Below are 19,268 nucleotides of genomic sequence, written 5' to 3' on the forward strand. Positions count from 1 at the left end.
AGCAGAGCGTGGGAACGATCAGATCGCAGCCTTCGGCAGCTGCCTGCGTCGGCTTGCGCCGACTGGCGGTTCTTGTCAGGCATTTCCCACAGGAGTACAAATGTACTCCATGACAAACCTCACTCCCCGCCGTACCGCCATTCTGACCTTTATCCGCGATCGCATCGCCGAGCACGGTCAGCCCCCAAGCCTCGCTGAAATCAGCGAGGCTTTTGGTTTTGCCTCGCGCAGCGTGGCGCGCAAGCATGTACTGGCGCTCACCGAAGCCGGTTTCATTGAGGTCAATCCGCATCAGGCTCGGGGCATTCGCCTGCTAGGTCAGCCACCGCGTCCGGAATTGCTGGAGATCCCCGTACTCGGTCGCGTGGCTGCCGGCGCACCGATTGGCGCCGATGCCGATATCCATAACCGTTTGCTGCTCGACCCGGCGCTGTTCTCCCGCACCCCGGATTACATGCTGCGGGTGCAGGGCGACTCGATGATCGAAGACGGCATTCTCGATGGCGATCTGGTCGGTGTGCGGCGCAATCCCGAGGCGCTGAACGGCCAGATCGTCGTTGCGCGTCTGGACGGTGAAGTCACCATCAAACGCTTCGAACGGGTCGGGGATGAAGTGCGCCTGCTGCCGCGCAACCCGGCCTATCAGCCCATCGTTGTGCGTAACGATCAGGATCTGGCCATCGAAGGCGTGTTCTGTGGTCTGGTGAGGCAAGGCTGATGGGCGCCGTCGTTGCGTTGGATACGCTGTTCAATGGCGGCCAGGTGTGGCGCGGCAGGCCTGCGCCACCGGCGGCGAGTCCGCAGCCTACCGGGCATGCGGGACTGGACGCAGCTCTGCCCAGCGGCGGCTGGCCGGAAGCGGCGCTGAGCGAAATCCTCCTCGCCGGCCCCGGTGTCGGCGAGCTGCAGCTGGTCTGGCCAACCCTGGCGCGATTGTCCGCGGCCGGTGAGCGCATCGTGCTGGTGGCGCCGCCGTTCGTGCCGTACCCGCAGGGTTGGGCCAATGCCGGAGTCGATCTGCGCCAGTTGTCGGTGATTCAGGCCAGCGAGCGCGATGCCTTGTGGGCGGCGGAGCAATGCCTGCGCTCGGGCAGTTGCGGCGCGGTGCTGTGCTGGCCGAACAAGGCCGATGACCGAGCCTTGCGGCGTTTGCAGGTAGCGGCGGAAACCGGCCAGACCCTGGCCTTTGCCTGGCGCCCGTTGAGCGAAGCGGTCAACCCGTCACCGGCAGCGTTACGCATAGCCATCGATGCCAAACCGGCGCAGCTACGTGTGCTCAAGTGCCGTGGCGGCCTGGCGCGTGCGACTCCGATTGCCTTTGCCGTGGGGCACTGATTGTCATGCGCTGGGTATGTATCCTGTTTCCGCAATTGGCCCTCGACGCCGTGCTGCGTCAGCGGCCCGACCCTGAAGAGCCGCTGGTCCTGCTCAGCGGCCCGGCCCAGCGGCGGGTGCTGCAAGCGGTAAATCCGGCGGCACGCAAACTCGGCCTGCGCCCTGGCATGTCGATGACCGCCGCGCAAGCCATGAGCAAAGGCTTTGCCACCGCCGATTATGAGGTGGCCGAGGTCGAGCACTGGCAGCAGTTTCTCGCCGCGTGGGCCTATCGCTTCAGCGCGCAGGTCAGCGTGCATTACCCGCGTACCGTGGTCTTCGAGATCGAATCCAGCCTCGGACTGTTCGGTACCTGGCCGCAATTTGAAGCTCGCCTGCGCCAGGAGTTGAAAGACCTGGGCTTTCGTCATCGCATCGTCGCCGCGCCGAACCCGGTGGCTGCGCGAGTGCTGGCCAATGCCTACGATGGCTTGGTGGTGCCGGACGGTGAGGCTTTGCAGCATCATCTCGGGCAATTGCCTGTTGATCGTGTGGGGCTGGAGCCGAATGTCGCCACGGCGTTGTCGCGCATGGGCCTGCGCAATCTCAGTCAGGTGCAAAGCCTGCCACGCCAGGCACTGGCCCGGCGTTTCGAAGCGCAGATGCTCAAGCACCTCGACACGCTGTTCGGCGCACGCCCTCTGGCGCTGGCGTTCTATCTGCCGCCCGACCGTTTCGATATCCGCATCGAACTGAATTTCGACGTGCAATCCCATCAGGCCTTGCTGTTCCCGTTACGGCGCTTGACCGGCGATTTGTCGGCGTTCCTCTGCGGGCGCGACAGCGGTGTGCAGCGCTTCGATTTGCTTCTGGAACACGCCGGGCTGCCGGACACAGTGATCAAGGTCGGCCTGCTCAGCGCCGAGCGTGACGCGGCGATGCTCTTCGAACTGGCCCGTGGCCGGCTGGAACAAGTCCAGGTGGAGGCACCGGTGCGTGGTTTTCGCTTGCGCGCCGAAGACCTGCCGAGTTTCGTTCCGCAGTATCAGGAGCTGTTCGACGACCGCCCGCAGCAGACCTTGCCCTGGGAGCAATTGCGCGAACGTCTGCGCGCACGGCTGGGTGATGACGCGGTGCAGGGGCTGCGCTTTCAGGCCGATCATCGCCCTGAGTGCGCGTGGCAGAACGCTGCCGATAAACACCTTTGCACGGGGTTGCCCAGCGTGCAGCGTCCGGGCTGGCTGCTCAACGAACCGCAAAGCGTGCCAGAAGGTTCGGCGCGGATTCTCATGGGGCCGGAGCGCATCGAATCCGGTTGGTGGGACGGTGGCGACGTGCGGCGTGATTACTACCTGATCCAGAACCGCGCCGGTCAGCAGGGTTGGGCCTGGCGGGCGGTGGGTGAGGGCGGTCCGCTGTGGCTGCAAGGCTGGTTCGCATGAAGGCCGATTACGCCGAACTGCATTGCCTGTCGAACTTCAGTTTCCAGCGCGGAGCCTCGAGCGCGCTGGAACTGTTTCAGCGGGCGAAAAAGCACGGCTATCAGGCGCTGGCGATCACCGACGAATGTACCCTGGCCGGCATCGTTCGTGCGTGGCAAGCGGCGAAGTCCGTTGAGTTGCCGCTAATCATCGGCAGCGAGATACGCATCGACAACGGCCCGAAACTGGTGCTGCTGGTGGAAAACCTTGCCGGTTATCAGGCCTTGTGCGGCTTGATTACCCAGGCCCGGCGGCGTACGCAGAAAGGCCAGTATCAGGTGCTGCGCGAAGACTTCGCCGAAGCGCTGCCGGGTTTGCTGGTGTTGTGGGTGCCGGATTCAGTGGATGACCGGGAAGAAGGGCGCTGGCTGAAACAAACCTTCGGCGACCGCCTGTGGCTCACGGTGCAACTGCATCGCGGGCAGAACGATCAGCAGCGACTATCGGCATTGTTGGCTCTGGCGGCTGAGTTGCAGATTCCAGCCGTGGCCAGCGGCGATGTGCACATGCACGCCCGGGGGCGCCGTGCCTTGCAGGACACCATGACCGCGATCCGTCATCACGTCCCCGTGGCCGAAGCGGGTCTGCGCCTGCACCCCAATGGCGAGCGGCATTTGCGTTGCCTCGATGAGCTGCGCGCCCTGTATCCGCCGGACTTGCTCGAAGCGTCGCTAAAACTGGCCAGACGCTGCACTTTCGATCTGAGCGAGCTGCGCTATCAGTACCCGAAAGAGCTGGTGCCCGAGGGCCACAGTGCCAGTTCCTGGTTGCGCCATCTGACCGAGGAGGGCATTGCCTGGCGCTGGCCGAAAGGGCCTCAGGCCAAGGTGCTCAAGCAGATCGATGACGAGCTGCAATTGATCGCCGAGCTCGGCTACGAAAGCTATTTCCTCACCGTGCACGACGTGGTGCGCTTTGCCCGCACACAGAAAATCCTCTGTCAGGGCCGTGGTTCGGCAGCCAACTCGGCGGTGTGTTATGCCTTGGGCATCACCGAAATCGACCCGGAGCGCACCACGCTATTGTTCGAACGTTTCATGTCCAAAGAGCGCAACGAGCCGCCGGACATCGATGTCGATTTCGAGCACGAGCGCCGCGAAGAAGTCCTGCAATACGTGTTCAACCGTTACGGCCGGCGACGTGCGGCGTTGACGGCGGTGGTCAGCACCTATCACGCCACCGGTGCCGTGCGCGATGTGGCCAAGGCCCTCGGCCTGCCGCCGGATCAGATCAACGCGCTGGCCGACTGCTGCGGGCGCTGGAGCGATGAGACGCCGCCGCTGGAACGTTTGCGTGAAGGCGGCTTCGACCCGGACAGTCCGGTGCTGCGCCGGGTGCTGAGCCTGACCGGGCAACTGATCGGCTTCCCCCGGCATCTGTCGCAGCATCCTGGCGGTTTTGTGATTTCCGAGCAGCCGCTGGACACCTTGGTGCCGGTCGAAAACGCAGCGATGGCCGACCGCACCATCATTCAGTGGGACAAGGACGACCTCGATGCGGTCGGCCTGCTCAAGGTGGATATTCTCGCCTTGGGTATGCTCAGTGCGATTCGCCGCTGCTTCGATCTGCTGCGCCGGCATCGCGATCTGGACCTGACCCTTGCGACGATCCCCGCCGAAGACAAACCGACCTACGCAATGATCAGCCGCGCCGATACCGTCGGTGTATTTCAGATCGAGTCGCGGGCGCAGATGTCGATGCTGCCGCGCCTGAAGCCTAAGACCTTCTACGATCTGGTGATTGAAGTGGCGATCGTCCGGCCCGGGCCGATTCAGGGCGGCATGGTTCATCCGTATCTGCGCCGACGTAATAACGAAGAGGCGGAAACCTATCCATCGCCGGCGCTCGAAGTCGTACTCAAAAGAACCCTGGGCGTGCCGTTGTTCCAGGAACAGGTCATGCAGATCGCCATCGTCGCTGCCGACTATAGCCCCGGCGAGGCCGATCAGTTGCGCCGCTCAATGGCAGCTTGGAAACGCCATGGCGGACTGGAGCCGCACAAGGAACGCCTCGCCGCCGGCATGAAAAAGAACGGCTACACACCCGAATTCGCTGCGCAGATCTTCGAGCAGATCAAGGGCTTCGGCAGTTACGGCTTCCCCGAATCCCACGCCGCCAGTTTCGCCTTGCTGACCTACGCCAGTTGCTGGCTCAAGTGTCACGAACCGGCGGCGTTCGCCTGCGCATTGATCAACAGTTGGCCGATGGGCTTTTACAGCCCGGACCAGATTCTGCAGGATGCGCGTCGGCACCAATTGCAGATCCGTCCGGTGGACGTGCGCGCCAGTGACTGGGATTGCAGCCTCGAGCCGCTGAGTGCCGGGCAACCGGCGATTCGCATGGGCCTGCGCATGATCAAGGGGTTTCGCGAAGAAGATGCCCGGCGCATCGAAGCCGCGCGCCGCCACGGGGCGTTTGCCGATGTTGCCGATTTGGGCGAGCGCGCCGCCCTCGACAGTCGTGCGCAGGCCTTGCTGGCAGACTCCGGGGCCTTGCGCGGTCTGGCCGGGCATCGCCATCGTGCGCGTTGGGAAGTGGCCGGTGTGCAGAAACAACTCGGCCTGTTCGCCGGCCTGCCCAACGAAGAAGAAGTCAAAATCGTCCTGCCCAAACCCAGCGTTGGCGAAGACTTGCATGCTGATTACGCCACGGTGGGGACGACGCTGGGGCCGCACCCGTTGGCATTGCTGCGTGGCGAGTTGCAGGCCCGGCGCTGCCGCAGCTCGCGCGAGTTGATGGATATCGAACATGGCCGGCCGGTCAGCGTGGCCGGTCTGGTCACCGGCCGACAGCGCCCCGGTACGGCCAGCGGCGTGACGTTCGTGACCCTGGAAGACGAGTTCGGCAACGTCAACGTGGTGGTCTGGCGTGACCTGGCCGAGCGTCAGCGCCAAGTGCTGGTGGGGTCGCAATTGCTCAAGGTCGACGGCCGCTGGGAACGCGAAGGCGATGTGCGCCACCTGATCGCCGGGCGCATGAGCGACCTGAGCCCGCTGCTCAATGGCATTCACGTGCAGAGCCGCGATTTCCACTGACCTTTGTGGCAGCGAGCCTGCTCGCGAAAGCGCAGTCTCAGGCGATGACGATATTGACTGTGCCGCCGCCTTCGCGAGCAGCCTCGCTCCCACAGAGATTTTGGTTGCGATGAAGATGGTTGATCGGCCCCGGGATCATTGTGGGAGCGAGCTTGCTCGCGAAAGCGCAGTCTCAGGCGATGACGATGTTGACTGTGCCGCCGCCTTCGCGAGCAGGCTCGCTCCCACAGGGATTTTGGTTGCGATGAAGATGGTCGATCTGCCCCGTATCAGTGTGGGAGCGAGCTTGCTCGCGAAAGCGGACTGTCAGGCGATGACGATGTTGACTGTGCCGACGCCTTCGCGAGCAAACTCGCTCCCACAGGGGTTTTGGTTGCGATGAAGATGGTTGATCGGCCCCGGATCAGTGTGGGAGCAAGCTTGCTCGCGAAAGCGGACTGTCAGGCGATGACGATGTTGACTGTGCCGCCGCCTTCGCGAGCAGGCTCGCTCCCATTTTGGTTGCGATGAAGATGGTCGATCTGCCCCGGATCAGTGTGGGAGCGAGCTTGCTCGCGAAAGCGGACTGTCAGGCGATGACGATGTTGGATGTGCCACCGCCTTCGCGAGCAAGCTCGCTCCCACAGGGGTTTTGGTTGCGATGAAGATGGTTGATCGGGCCCGGATCAGTGTGGGAGCGAGCTTGCTCGCGAAAGCGCAGTGTCAGGCAATGACGATGTTGAATGTACCGCCGCCTTCGCGAGCAAGCTCGCTCCCACAGGGATTTTGGTTGCGATGAAGATGGTCGATCTGCCCCGTATCAGTGTGGCAGCGAGCCTGCTCGCGAAAGCGCAGTCTCAGGCAATGACAATGTTGACTGTGCCGCCGCCTTCGCGAGCAGGCTCGCTCCCACAGGGATTTTGGTTGCGATGAAGATGGTCGATCGGCCCCGTATCAGTGTGGGAGCGAGCCTGCTCGCGAAAGCGCAGTGTCAGGCAATGACGATGTTGACTGTGCCGCCGCCTTCGCGAGCAGCCTCGCTCCCACAGGGGTTTTGGTTGCGATGAAGATGGTTGATCGGCCCCGGATCAGTGTGGGAGCGAGCTTTCTCGCGAAAGCGGACTGTCAGGCGATGACGATGTCGAACGTGCCGACGCCTTCGCGAGCAAGCTCGCTCCCACAGGGATTTTGGTTGCGATGAAGATGGTCGATCTGCCCCGTATCAGTGTGGCAGCGAGCCTGCTCGCGAAAGCGCAGTGTCAGGCGATGACGATGTTGAATGTACCGCCGCCTTCGCGAGCAGGCTCGCTCCCACAGGGATTTTGGTTGCGATGAAGATGGTTGATCGGCCCCGGATCAGTGTGGGAGCGAGCTTGCTCGCGAAATCGCAGTGTCAGGCGATGACGATGTTGACTGTGCCGCCGCCTTCGCGAGCAAGCTCGCTCCCACAGGGGTTTTGGTTGCGATGAAGATGGTTGATCGGCCCCGGATCAGTGTGGGAGCGAGCCTGCTCGCGAAAGCGCAGTGTCAGGCAATGACGATGTTGAATGTGCCGCCGCCTTCGCGAGCAGGCCCGCTCCCACAGATTTTGGCTGTTTATTCAAAATCGAGATAAATCAAAAGGCTGCACCTTTGGGCCGAAGGCAGATATTCTGCGCTTCACACCGGTACGGGAACCCGATCAACTCCATGGCCAGCCACTGCCAGGATGAATTGCCCGACGCCAAAGGAGTGTTCGAATGAGCGAAAAGAAGCTGGAAACCACGGTCGATCGCGTCTACCAAGGGGTTTATGCGGCGATCAGCAAGCGTTCGTTGCGCCCGGGCATGAAGCTGGGTGAGGCCTCGCTGGCCGAGCTGTTCAATGTCAGCCGCACCTCGGTGCGGGCTGCGCTCAAGCAATTGGAAGCCGATGGTCTGGTCACCACTGAGCCCAACAAAGGTGCATCGGTGTCGCTGCCCAGTGACGCAGAGCTGCGTTCGTTGTTCGAAACCCGGCGGCTGATCGAGATCGGCATCGTCACCGAACTGTGCCGGCGTAGAGACAGCGTTGCCATGCAGGACCTGCGCGAGCACTTGTTACTGGAAGATGCCGCGCATGCTGCCGGCGACCATGAACGACTGATCCATCTGCTCGGCGAGTTCCACCTCAAACTGGCGCGCAGCCTGAACAATCCGGTATTGCTCGACTGGTTCCAGAAGCTGATCTCGCGGGCCTCGCTGTATGCCGCCGCGCTCGATGATGACAGTCATCAAGCCTGCCGCGACGATGAACACCTGCGTTTGCTCGAGTACATCGAAGCCGGCGATCAGAGCGCCGCGATCGAACTGACCTGTACGCACCTCAACGGAATCGAGAAGGCGATCCTCGACGTCGCGGCGAAAATGAAAACCGGCTATCACCCACTCAAGCACTTGATTGGCGTCTGAATGGCTCTGCGTCGCAAATCGGCTATACCTGCGATGAAACCAATGCGTTTTCACAGCCTCGAAACACACGGGCGTCGCGTCGTTGTAGCGTTGCGATAGATCGGAAAACCGCAAAAAAGGACACTGAGTCAGGCGATGCAGTTTTTATCCGAAAGCCACGGCTGTGAAGGCTGGAAAGGCGAAATGGCCGAGCGCATCCGTGCGTTCGACTGGAGCCACACGGAACTTGGCGCGCTCGCCGAATGGCCGGCCAGCCTGTGCAACACCGTGCAACTGATGCTGGCTTCGCCGTTGCCCATGGTGATGCTGTGGGGCCACGCCGGCTACATGATCTACAACGACGCTTATTCCGAATTCGCCGGCGGCCGCCACCCCTATCTGCTTGGCGTCCCGGTTGAGCTGGGCTGGCCGGAAGTCGCCGAATTCAACCGCCACGTCGTTGACACCTGCCTGGCCGGTGGCACCTTGTCCTATCGCAACAAAGAGTTGGTACTGCTGCGCGACGGCGTGCCCGAAGACGTCTGGATGGATTTGTATTACAGCCCGGTGGCCAACGACGAAGGCGTGCCCGGCGGCGTCATGGCGATGGTGGTCGAAACCACCGAACTGGTGCATTCCGAGCGCCTGCGCCAGGCGGCCGAAGATGCCTATCGCGCCGACAACGAGCGCGTGCGTCTGGCGCTGAATGCCGGCGCACTGCTTGGCTCGTTTGTTTGGGACATCAAGAACAATCGCTTCTCCGCTGACGAACGTTTCGCCCGCACCTTTTCCTATCCGCCGGATCAGGACTTGAGCGATCTGCAACAAGAGATCGCCGAATCGCGCATTCATCCCGACGACCACCCATGGGTCCAGGAGCGGGTCGCCCATTGTGTGCGCACTGGCGAGCCCTACAACGCCGAGTACCGTGTACAGCGCGGCGATGGCCAATATCTGTGGGTGCTGGCCAGTGGTGCCTGCGAGTTCGATGAAGACGGAAGGCCGTTTCGCTTCCCCGGTGTGCTGATCGACATCCATGAGCGCAAGAATGCCGAAGAATCACTGCTCAAATTCACCCGCAACCTCGAACAGCGCGTGGCCGCCGAAGTGGATGCGCGACTGGCGGCCGAGGAACAGCTTCGCCAGTCGCAGAAACTCGAAGCCATCGGCGGCCTGACCGGTGGCGTTGCCCATGACTTCAACAATCTGCTGCAAGTCATCGCCGGCAACCTGCATCTGCTCGCTCGGCATGAGCCCAACAATGCCAACGTGCAGCGCCGGGTCGGGGCTTCGCTGGCGGCGGTCGAGCGCGGGGCCAAACTGTCTTCACAATTGCTCGCGTTTGCCCGGCGGCAACCGCTTTCACCCGCCGTGTGCAACCCAGAACAGATTTTCGAAGGCGTTGGCGAGTTGCTGCAACGCGCCTTGGGCGAAACCATTCAGATCGACGTGCAACTGCCGCCGCAGCCGTGGCATATCAACGTAGACCGCAATCAACTGGAAAACGCGATTCTCAATCTGGCCATCAACGCCCGCGACGCGATGAAAGGCGAGGGCGTCATCGGCCTCAGTGCCGCCAATGTCTGCCTGGACAGCGAATACTGCGCCGGCAAGGGCATAGCGGCCGGTGAGTATGTTCGCGTGGCGGTCACCGACACCGGCGTGGGTATTGCCCCACAAATGCTGGAACAGGTCTTCGAACCGTTCTTCACCACCAAGGCCGACGGCCAGGGCACCGGGCTCGGTTTGAGCATGGTGTTCGGCTTCGTCAAACAGAGTGGCGGCCACGTCGAGATCGACAGCAAGCTCGGCGAAGGCACGCGGGTGCAGTTGTATTTCCCGCGCAGTCTGCGTCCGGTTCGCGAAGAGACCGCCAGTGTCGGCGAACGCAAGAGCGGCGGCCACGAAACCATTCTGGTGGTGGAAGACAATGACGCGGTGCGCGCTTCGGCGGTGGAGTTGCTGCGCGAGGAAGGCTATCGGGTGATGACCGCGTGCAATGGCGACGTGGCCATGCAGATGTTGCTGGAAGGCATCGAGATCGATCTGATCTTTACCGACGTGGTCATGCCCGGCCTGATCAAGAGCTCCGATCTCGCTGCTTGGGCCAAGGTGCAGACGCCGCCAGTGCCGGTGCTGTTCACTTCCGGGCATACCCGCGACATCATTTCCCGCGACCACCAGCTCAGCCCCGATACGCATCTGCTCGGCAAACCCTACAGCCCGCAAGCGTTACTGCAGATGATTTGCGAGGTGCTCGGCACCTGATGCCGAGCGCTGCCCAGTTTTTCAATCAAGGCAGGCCGATGATTTCCAAGCGCAATTCCAAAGCACCCGCCGGCATGGTTCGTGTGCGCGGCGCCCGCGAACATAACCTGAAGAACGTTGATGTCGATATTCCACGCGATGCGCTGGTGGTGTTCACCGGCGTCTCCGGTTCGGGCAAGTCGTCGCTGGCGTTTTCCACGCTGTACGCGGAGGCCCAGCGGCGTTATTTCGAATCGGTGGCGCCGTACGCGCGGCGGCTGATCGATCAGGTCGGCGTGCCGGATGTCGATTCCATCGAAGGACTGCCGCCCGCCGTCGCTTTGCAACAGCAGCGCGGCACGCCGAGCGCGCGTTCGTCGGTGGGCAGCGTGACGACGTTGTCGAGCCTGATCCGCATGCTCTATTCCCGCGCCGGCAGTTACCCGCCGGGGCAGCCGATGTTGTATGCCGAAGACTTTTCACCGAACACGCCGCAGGGCGCCTGTGCGGAGTGTCATGGACTTGGTCGCGTCTATGAAGTGACCGAAGCGCTGATGGTGCCGGACCCGAACCTGACCATCCGCCAGCGCGCCGTGGCGTCTTGGCCCTTGGCCTGGCAAGGGCAGAACTTGCGCGACATCCTGGTGACCATGGGCATCGATGTCGACATTCCGTGGAAGAAACTGCCGAAAAAGCAGCGCGACTGGATTCTCTTCACTGAAGAGACGCCGACGGTGCCGGTGTACGCCGGGCTGACCCCGGAAGAAACCCGCGTCGCGCTCAAACGCAAAATGGAACCGAGTTATCAGGGCACCTTCACCGGCGCGCGGCGCTACATCCTGCACACCTTCACTCACTCGCAAAGTGCGCTGATGAAGAAGCGTGTTTCACAGTTCATGCGCGGCAGTCCCTGCCCGTTGTGCGAGGGCAAACGGCTCAAGCGCGAGGCGTTGTCGGTGACCTTCGCCGGTTACGACATCGGTGAGTTGTCGCAGATGCCGTTGTTGCAAGTGGCCGAAGTGCTGCGGCCTGTAGCAGCGGCGAATTATCTGGAACAGGCCGAGGAGAGCGGCGATATCCTCAGCCATGCGCAAACCCGCGAGGCGCGTCAGCAGCGTGTCGCCCATGGCGCGAGTGGTCATGCCAGCGCACCGGACGTGCGCCACACGCCGAATCTGTCGCTGGAGAAACGCTTGGCGGCGCAACGCATCGCTGAGGATTTGCTGGAGCGGGTCAGCACCCTGACCGATCTCGGCCTGGGGTATCTGGCGCTGGAACGCAGTACGCCGACCTTATCGTCGGGCGAGTTGCAGCGTTTGCGCCTGGCCACGCAATTGGGTTCGCAGCTGTTCGGGGTGATTTATGTCCTGGACGAACCGTCTGCCGGTCTGCATCCGGCGGATGGCGAGGCGTTGTTCGAGGCGTTGCAGCGCTTGAAGGCCGACGGCAACACGCTGTTTGTGGTCGAACACGATGTCGAAACCATGCGCCGGGCCGACTGGCTGATCGACGTCGGCCCGGCGGCGGGCGAAAAGGGCGGGCGCGTGCTGTACAGCGGTCCGCCTGCGGGACTTGCGGATATTGCAGCTTCGCAGACCCGCGCCTATCTGTTCGCGGAAAACCAGCGCCCTGAGCGCGCCGCACGCAAGCCGAGCGGCTGGCTGAAGCTCGACGGCGTGACGCGCAATAACCTGAATAATCTCAGCGCCGAATTCCCCTTGGGCTGTTTCACCTCGGTGACCGGCGTATCGGGTTCTGGCAAATCGAGTCTGGTCAGTCAGGCCTTGCTGGAACTGGTCGGCGCGCAGTTGGGCCGTCCAGTGGCCGAGGCCGAGTCGGACGAACCGAGTCTGGAAGATGATACGCCGCCGCCCAGCACCGGGCAGATCAGCGCCGGCCTGGAGTCGATCAAACGCCTGGTGCAGGTTGATCAGAAACCCATCGGACGCACGCCGCGCTCCAATCTGGCGACCTACACCGGGCTGTTCGACAACGTGCGCAAGCTGTTCGCCGCGACACCTGAGGCACAAGCGGCGGGCTATGACGCCGGGCAGTTTTCCTTCAACGTCGCCAAGGGCCGTTGCGCTACTTGCGAGGGTGAGGGGTTCGTCAGTGTGGAATTGCTGTTCATGCCCAGCGTGTATGCGCCGTGCCCAACTTGCCACGGCGCGCGATATAACCCGCAGACGCTGGCGGTTCTTTGGCAAGGCTTGAGCATCGCTCAGGTGCTGCAACTGACTGTCGATGAGGCGGTGTCCGTGTTTGCCGAGCAGGCAGGGATTCGTCGTTCGCTGGAAGTGCTGCGCGATATCGGCCTGGGTTATCTGCGCCTGGGACAACCGGCCACGGAGCTCTCCGGCGGTGAGGCGCAGCGGATCAAACTGGCAACCGAATTGCAGCGCAACCAGCGTGGCGCGACCTTGTATGTGTTGGATGAACCGACTACTGGATTGCATCCGCGAGATGTCGATCGACTGCTCGAGCAGCTGGATACGCTGGTGACGGCGGGGCACACGGTGATTGTGGTCGAACACGAAATGCGTGTCGTCGCGCAGAGCGACTGGGTGATCGACATCGGCCCAGGAGCCGGCGATCAGGGCGGCAGGATTGTCGCCGCCGGCACACCACAGAAAGTCGCCGCGAGCAAGAAAAGCAAGACTGCGCCGTTTCTGGCTCGGGCTTTGAGCCGATAACTGCAGCGCCTTGCTGGCCGCCATCGCTGGCAAGCCAGCTCCCACAGGAATTCAAGTTGTTGCCGAAAGTGTGCGCACACTGATGCCCCCTGTGGGAGCTGGCTTGCCAGCGATGACGCCAGTTCAGGCGCCATCCAGCGTGCGGCGGACCTTGTCGAGCAGTTCGCTGATCTGGAACGGTTTGACCAGCATGTCCATGCCGGTGCCGAGGAAGACCTGGCGGTTGAGCGCGGTTTCGGCGTAGCCGGTCATGAACAGGATCGGCAGCCCTTCGTGCCAGCCACGGGCAACATCCGCCAGTTCACGGCCGCTCATGCGCGGCAAGCCGACGTCGGTCAGCAGCAGGTCGATCGACGGGTCGTTCTGCAAGCGCTCCAGCGCCGATTCGATATCCGCCGCTTGCGTGCAGCGATAGCCGGCGTCTTCCAGCACTTCGGTAACGAACAAGCGCACCGTGGCCATGTCCTCGACGATCAGCACGTGCTCACCACTGCCTTTGGCATCAGGCACGGGCACAGGCGCGTCGGCGCCGGTCGGGTCGTTGGTGCCGGGCAGCATGATCGTCACTTCGGTGCCACGGCGGGCAACGCTGCGAATGTGCGCGTCACCGCCGGACTGGCGGGCGAAGCCGTAAATCGTCGACAGACCGAGCCCGGTGCCCTGGCCCAGCGGCTTGGTAGTGAAGAACGGCTCGAACACCTTGTCGATCACGTTGTGTTCGATGCCGGTGCCGTCGTCGCGTACCGACAATGCCACGTACGCGCCATCGGCCAGATTCGGATCGCCGTGGGAATAAGCGGCGTAAGTATTGACCCAGATATTGCCGCCGGAGGGCAGGGCATCGCGGGCGTTGATCACCAGGTTGAGCACCGCGCTTTCCAGCTGCACCGGGTCGACCAGCGCAATCGCCGGTTTGTTGGTCAATTCCAGCTTGAGGGTGATGCGCTCACCGATGGTGCGCACCAGCAATTCTTCCAGCGAGCGGACATGCTCGTTGATGTCCACCGGCCGTGTATCCAGTGGCTGCTGACGGGCAAATGCCAGCAGACGATGGGTCAGCGAGGCCGCGCTCATCGCTGAGTTCAGCGCCGCTTCGGTATAGAACTGCACCTTGTCCAGACGCTCATCGGCCACGCGTTTCTGGATCAGTTCCAGACTGGTGATGATCCCGGTGAGCAGGTTGTTGAAGTCGTGAGCGATACCGCCGGTGAGCTTGCCCAGCGCATCCATTTTCTGCACTTGCAGCAATTGCGCTTCGGCGTGCACGCGCTCGGCGACTTCCTTGGCCAGCTGCGTGGTGGTGTCATCCAGCCGCGCCAGATGCGAGCGCTCGCGGTGGCGGTGTTCGGTGACGTCCTCGACGAACACCAGGCTCAGCTCTGGCGTGCGATACGGCGAAATCTGCCATTGGGTCTCGCGAATCTCGCCCTGCACGCGCATGTTCAGCGTGCCTTTCCAGCGCTCGCCGTCGACCAGACGCAGACGCAGTTCATCGAGGATCGAGCATTGATCTTCGGCGAAGCATTCACGCAGCGCCTGCGGATCGCGGTTATCGACGATCAGCTGGGCAAAGGCGTGATTGCATTCATGCACTTTCAGATTGGCATCGAGCACGGCGATCGGCGCCGAGACGTTGGCGAAGATCTCGCGGAAACGCGCCTCGCTTTCGCGCAGGGCATTTTCCGTGTCGCGCACCCGCAGCAGGGTACGCAGCGTCGCCAAGAGCACATCGGGGTCGACCGGGTGAATCAGATAGGCATCGGCGCCCGCGTTGAGGCCGGTGATGATGTCGCCGGTCTGGATCGACGCCGCTGACACATGAATCACCGGCAGCAGCGCAGTGCGCGGGTCGGCGCGCAACAGGCGGACAATGTCGAAACCGCTCATGTCCGGCAGGTTGACGTCGAGGATCAACGCATCGAGGGCTTCGCTCTCGATCAGGGCCAGGCCGTCGCTGCCGGTGCCGGCTTCGAGCACCGTGTAGCCGTGGCGCTCCAGGCGTCGGCGCAGGGCGTAACGGGTGGCGACGTTGTCATCGACGATCAACAGGCGGATGTCACGATTCATCGACGTTCTCCAGAGCGATTGCCAGCGGGATGATGACAAAGAACGTCGAGCCCACGCCCGGCGTACTGTCTACCCCGACTTCACCGCCGAGCAGGGCGGCAAAACGCTTGCATAGTGACAGACCCAGACCGGTGCCGCGCAGACGTTTCTGCAATGGCGAATCGACTTGGGAGAAGTCCTCGAACAGCGTGTCATGCAGCTCGGCCGCGATGCCGATGCCGGTGTCGCTGACGGCAAAGCGCACCTTGTCTTCACCTTCCAGTCGCGCCGACACGCGCACTTCGCCACGGGTGGTGAATTTCAGCGAGTTAGAAATGAAGTTGCGCAGGATCTGCCCGAGCTTCTTGTCATCGGTATACAGGCGCGGCAGGCCCAGCGGCTCTTCGAAGATCAGATCCACCGCCGAAGCATCGACGATTGGCCGGAACATCCCGCGCAGGGCCGAAAACAGGTCGAACATGTCGAACCAGGCCGGCGAGATGCTGATTCGCCCGGCTTCGATCTTCGCCAGATCGAGCAGGTCATCAACCATGTCGCTGAGCTCGCGGGCAGCGGTGCTGACGAAGGCTACCTGCTTGTGCTGTTCAGGGCTGAGCGGGCCGTCCAGTTCGTCAGCGAGCAGACTGTTGATGCTCAGGATCGAGCCCAATGGCGTACGAAATTCGTGGCTCATGTACGACAGGAAGCGGCTCTTGAGATCCGATGCCTGACGCAGTTCTTCGGCCTGATTGTCGAGCTCGGCGTATAGCGCCAGAACACCCTGGTTGGTTTCATCGAGTTCTTCGCGCAGGGCAGTGGTTTCGCGCTGCAACTGAGCGATGAGCGCCGCCTGTTCGGCATGGCTCAAGGTAGTCGATTCAGCCATGGGCGACCTCCAGAGCAACGACCAGTACCGTCACGTCATCGCGACCACGACAGAAGTCGCGGTGCAGGACGCTGGCTATCACGGACGGATGGCGATGCACCAGGCCGGGGTAGTCTTTGAGATTCCAACGGGACTGTAAGCCGTCGCTGTACATGATCAATAAATGTCCGTTCACGTGAGCATAGTCAAAGGGTTTGGCTTTACGGTACTGGCCGCCAACGATGCCGGGGTGCGAGGCCAGGCCACGGGATTTGCCAGCCTCGAGCAGACTGGCGCCAATGTTACCGACACCGGCGAACGTCAGACCATCGCGCTGGCTGTCGAACTGCGCGAAAGCGACGGCGCCGCCACGGGTGCCGAGCATTTCCTGATGCAGGTCTTCCATCAATACCACTGGATCGGCAAACGGTGCCCGGGCGAATGCCTGGGCCCCGGCCAGGCCTGCGCGCTCGGCGTCTTCGCCATGACCGAGGCCATCGACCACCAGCGCGCTGATCCGCGAGCCTTCATACGTCAGATGCCAGACATCGCCGCAGGCTGGATCGGCATGCAGCGAATGCTGGCTGACGCCGAAGCGGATATCGGCCTGACGATCGCTGCGCGGAAAAATTCGCGCCAGCAACACCGCGCCACGGTGGTCTGCGTAGACATCGAAGACATTGGTCTGCCGCGACACCGCGCCAAGGCCGATGCCCTGCGTACCGCCAGTGGAAAAGCCATCCGCCAGACAGGCATCCAGGTCAAAGCCCTGGGCCCGATCCACGGTCTGCATTTCGATGCCGAAACCGTTATCCGGACGAGTCAGCACACGCAGATGAAACTCGCCGCGCTGGGCATGCTTGAGCACGTTGCTTGCCAGTTCCGTCGCGACCAGTGCCACGCGGCCGGCATCGTTTTCGTCGAAGCCATGCTGCTCGGCGAGTTTCTGCGCGGTGCGTCGGGCGTGGCCGATCTGGCTGCTGTCCTCGATCGGCAGAACCTGGGTCAACGACCCGGTGATATTCATGTCCATCGTGTGATCGTAATGCGCGTGCCTTTGCCGGGCTCAGTGTCGAGTTCGAATTCGTTGACCAGTCGTTTGGCGCCGGTCAGGCCGAGGCCTAGTCCGCTGCCGGAAGTCCAGCCGTCGGTCATCGCCAGTTTGATATCGGGGATGCCCGGGCCTTCGTCGCGGAACGTGATGCGCAAACCGACCCGGCCGTTTTCCTCGAGGATCTGCCAATCCATGTCGCCGCCGCCGCCATAGACCATGGTGTTACGCGCCAGCTCGCTGACGGCGGTGACCAGTTTGGTCAGGTCGATCAGGCGCATGCCGCATTCGGTGGCGAGCTTGCGCGTGGTCTGGCGGGCCAGTACCACGTCCTGTTCGATCAGGATGGGTTGAGTACCACTGCTGCGTACGGTCATTGCAGGCGTACTCGATCCTGCAGCAGTTTCATTCCGCGTTCGACGTTGAGGGCGGTGCTGACGCCCGGCAAGGTCATGCCCAGCTCAACGAGCGTGATCGCCACGGCCGGCTGCATGCCGACCAGCACGGTTTCGGCGTCCATGATTTTCGACAACCCCGAGATGGTGCCGATCATGCGTCCGATGAACGAGTCGACCATGTCCAGCGCCGAGATGTCGATCAGCACGCCACGGGCCGAGGTCCGGCTGATGCGCTCGGACAGATCGTCCTGCAGGGTCATGGCGAGCTGGTCGTGCATGTCGACCTGAATGGTCACCAGCAGCAAATCGCCCATTTGAAGAATCGGAATACGTTCCATCGGCTCAGACCGCTTTGCCGAGGCTGATGCCCAGGCGAGTCAGGGCCAGTTTCAAGGCGTCGGCCAGGTTGGCCTTGGTCACAACGCCTTGCAGATCCAGACCCAGGTGAACGATGGTTTGGGCGATCTGCGGACGCACGCCGCTGATGATGCAATCAGCGCCCATCAGGCGAATGGCGGTCACGGTTTTCAGCAGGTGCTGGGCGACCAGGGTGTCGACGGTCGGCACGCCGGTGATGTCGATGATGGCGATCTCGGAACCGGTGTCGACGATGCGTTGCAGCAGCGATTCCATGACTACCTGGGTGCGTTGCGAATCGAGGGTGCCGATCATTGGCAGGGCGAGGACGCCATCCCACAGCTTGACCACCGGCGTCGACAGTTCCAGCAGCTCTTCCTGCTGACGCTTGATCACCGCTTCACGGGATTTCTGGAAGGTGCCGATGGTGTGCATGCCGACCGTGTCGAGCAGTTCGGAAACTTCCAGCAGTTGCTCGGCGAGCAGTGCCGGCTGGTCCTGATAATGGTTTTGCAGCAGGGCGAACAGCGGACCTTTCAAGGCGAAGATGAAGTTGGCGGTTTGCTGGGAATCCTGGCCGAGCAGGGCGCGGCTCTGCGACAGCTTTTCAAGGAACTGACGGGTGTCTTCCCAGCCTGCGGCGGCAATCTTGCTGCCGTTGCCGTTTTCCAGACCGGCCAGCAGCAGGCTGAGGAAGTCGCGGGTTTGCTGCGCGAGGTCGTGTTCTTTGAGATTGCGCGTGGCGCCGCTGGCTTCGAGGCGTTTGGTCCATTCGCTCAGCAGTTGAGCCTGGTTGTTCCTGATTGCTTCAACTGTGCTGTTCTGCAGTGCTGCCATGTGCGTGTCGCTCCGTTACGTAATGGTGCCGGCTCAGCGAAATGACCGGCGCGAATTGACTGACATTTGCCGCTTGAAATAGTTGTTCATTAAGAGGCGAATTTTTCTGCCTGCCGCGTCGAAGGCCCCGGTAACTCTAGTCGGCGTGGCAACAGGCAGCGATCTTTTGAACGAATCTGCGGCGTCAGGCTTCGAATCTGCATGCCCGACGTTTTCCAGTCGTGCTGGAAGAAGGAGGCAGGACTATGAATGAGGTGGATATGAACGAGCAAGCGCCGCAACAGCAAAATCAGTCCTCAGAGTCAATTAACCGCAACGACCCGGCCATCGACCCGCAGACACCGGGACAAAATACCCCTGCGCCGGCTGAACAAGGACAGGCGGACAGCGCGGCTGCCGAGGTCGATCAGAAGCAGCATCACAGTGACAACAGCAACGACTTCAGCCCCGGTTTCAAGCCTGACCCGGACCGTCCTGAACCCGGCGAGAGCACCGACGCCGATATCGACACCGATGGCGGTTGATCGCTGAAACGCAAAAAGGCCGCATCGAAGGAT

General features: G+C 62.3%; 14 protein-coding genes and 4 pseudogenes. 8 read left to right on the plus strand and 10 right to left on the minus strand.

Translation table 11 applies throughout. From position 1 onward, the window contains the following. The first annotated feature begins 100 nt into the window (after nt 1-100). The 4 genes from lexA to J5M66_RS08805 are packed head-to-tail and all read left to right on the plus strand — an operon-like array spanning nt 101 to nt 5,830. Nucleotides 101-718 carry a transcriptional repressor LexA gene (lexA, locus tag J5M66_RS08790; RefSeq protein ID WP_076563218.1) on the plus strand — a complete coding sequence of 206 codons (618 nt, stop codon included), beginning with the start codon at nt 101-103 and terminating at the stop codon, nt 716-718. Then, nucleotides 718-1,335, plus strand: a complete 618-nt coding sequence (gene imuA, locus J5M66_RS08795) for a translesion DNA synthesis-associated protein ImuA (RefSeq protein ID WP_207807891.1) — start codon at nt 718-720, stop codon at nt 1,333-1,335. Before lexA ends, imuA begins: the two co-directional genes overlap by 1 nt. A gap of 5 nt (nt 1,336-1,340) precedes the next feature. Then, on the plus strand, nt 1,341-2,756 hold the full coding sequence (locus tag J5M66_RS08800; protein WP_123442653.1) for a DNA polymerase Y family protein: 1,416 nt from the start codon (nt 1,341-1,343) through the stop codon (nt 2,754-2,756). Further along, nucleotides 2,753-5,830, plus strand: coding sequence for an error-prone DNA polymerase (locus J5M66_RS08805; protein WP_207807890.1), 3,078 nt, complete (start codon nt 2,753-2,755; stop codon nt 5,828-5,830). The genes J5M66_RS08800 and J5M66_RS08805 overlap by 4 nt, the downstream gene beginning before the upstream one ends. A 138-nt stretch (nt 5,831-5,968) precedes the next feature. Here the strand turns inward: J5M66_RS08805 and J5M66_RS26915 are convergent. The 4 pseudogenes from J5M66_RS26915 to J5M66_RS26930 all read right to left on the minus strand — a co-directional run. Beyond that, nucleotides 5,969-6,100 (minus strand): annotated as a pseudogene (locus J5M66_RS26915) (metal ABC transporter ATP-binding protein); the annotation flags it as partial. 5 nt (nt 6,101-6,105) lie between these two features. Further along, nucleotides 6,106-6,234, minus strand: a pseudogene (locus tag J5M66_RS26920) (metal ABC transporter ATP-binding protein); the annotation flags it as partial. A gap of 672 nt (nt 6,235-6,906) precedes the next feature. After that, nucleotides 6,907-7,032 (minus strand): annotated as a pseudogene (locus tag J5M66_RS26925) (metal ABC transporter ATP-binding protein); the annotation flags it as partial. A 142-nt stretch (nt 7,033-7,174) separates the two neighbouring features. Continuing rightward, a pseudogene (locus J5M66_RS26930) lies at nt 7,175-7,300 on the minus strand (metal ABC transporter ATP-binding protein); the annotation flags it as partial. Nucleotides 7,301-7,548: 248 nt separating this feature from the next. Here J5M66_RS26930 and J5M66_RS08810 point away from each other — a divergent pair. From J5M66_RS08810 to J5M66_RS08820, 3 genes are all read left to right on the plus strand, one after another. Further along, complete coding sequence (locus J5M66_RS08810) at nt 7,549-8,238, plus strand: GntR family transcriptional regulator (protein WP_122707997.1); 690 nt, start codon at nt 7,549-7,551, stop codon at nt 8,236-8,238. A 135-nt stretch (nt 8,239-8,373) separates the two neighbouring features. Further along, nucleotides 8,374-10,485, plus strand: coding sequence for a PAS domain-containing hybrid sensor histidine kinase/response regulator (locus tag J5M66_RS08815; RefSeq protein ID WP_125927460.1), 2,112 nt, complete (start codon nt 8,374-8,376; stop codon nt 10,483-10,485). Between the two features lie 38 nt (nt 10,486-10,523). Continuing rightward, nucleotides 10,524-13,157 carry an excinuclease ABC subunit UvrA gene (locus tag J5M66_RS08820; RefSeq protein ID WP_207807905.1) on the plus strand — a complete coding sequence of 878 codons (2,634 nt, stop codon included), beginning with the start codon at nt 10,524-10,526 and terminating at the stop codon, nt 13,155-13,157. A 123-nt stretch (nt 13,158-13,280) separates the two neighbouring features. Here the strand turns inward: J5M66_RS08820 and J5M66_RS08825 are convergent, their stop codons facing one another. From J5M66_RS08825 to J5M66_RS08850, 6 genes are read right to left on the minus strand one after another with little or no spacing between them, the layout of a single operon-like run. Continuing rightward, the gene (locus J5M66_RS08825) at nt 13,281-15,224 is read right to left on the minus strand and encodes a response regulator (RefSeq protein ID WP_073474818.1); all 1,944 of its coding nucleotides are present in this window, start codon (nt 15,222-15,224) and stop codon (nt 13,281-13,283) included. Further along, a complete protein-coding gene (locus J5M66_RS08830) occupies nt 15,214-16,089 on the minus strand; it encodes an ATP-binding protein (protein ID WP_016774463.1) in 876 nt (291 codons plus the stop codon). Before J5M66_RS08830 ends, J5M66_RS08825 begins: the two co-directional genes overlap by 11 nt. Then, entirely contained in the window at nt 16,082-17,095 is a 1,014-nt protein-coding gene (locus J5M66_RS08835) for an ATP-binding protein (protein ID WP_110599571.1), read from the minus strand. The genes J5M66_RS08830 and J5M66_RS08835 overlap by 8 nt, the downstream gene beginning before the upstream one ends. After that, the gene (locus J5M66_RS08840) at nt 17,092-17,496 is read right to left on the minus strand and encodes an anti-sigma regulatory factor (protein WP_016774465.1); all 405 of its coding nucleotides are present in this window, start codon (nt 17,494-17,496) and stop codon (nt 17,092-17,094) included. The genes J5M66_RS08835 and J5M66_RS08840 overlap by 4 nt, the downstream gene beginning before the upstream one ends. Then, nucleotides 17,493-17,855, minus strand: a complete 363-nt coding sequence (locus J5M66_RS08845) for an STAS domain-containing protein (protein WP_016774466.1) — start codon at nt 17,853-17,855, stop codon at nt 17,493-17,495. The genes J5M66_RS08840 and J5M66_RS08845 overlap by 4 nt, the downstream gene beginning before the upstream one ends. Before the next feature lie 4 nt (nt 17,856-17,859). After that, nucleotides 17,860-18,711 carry an STAS domain-containing protein gene (locus J5M66_RS08850; protein WP_071172063.1) on the minus strand — a complete coding sequence of 284 codons (852 nt, stop codon included), beginning with the start codon at nt 18,709-18,711 and terminating at the stop codon, nt 17,860-17,862. Between the two features lie 260 nt (nt 18,712-18,971). Here J5M66_RS08850 and J5M66_RS08855 point away from each other — a divergent pair, with 260 nt between their 5' ends. Beyond that, complete coding sequence (locus tag J5M66_RS08855; RefSeq protein ID WP_051600699.1) at nt 18,972-19,235, plus strand: hypothetical protein; 264 nt, start codon at nt 18,972-18,974, stop codon at nt 19,233-19,235. The last annotated feature ends 33 nt before the right edge of the window (nt 19,236-19,268 follow it).

The sequence above is a fragment of the Pseudomonas sp. 67(2021) genome (assembly GCF_017491835.1).
GTDB classification, from domain to species: Bacteria; Pseudomonadota; Gammaproteobacteria; order Pseudomonadales; family Pseudomonadaceae; genus Aquipseudomonas; species Aquipseudomonas atacamensis.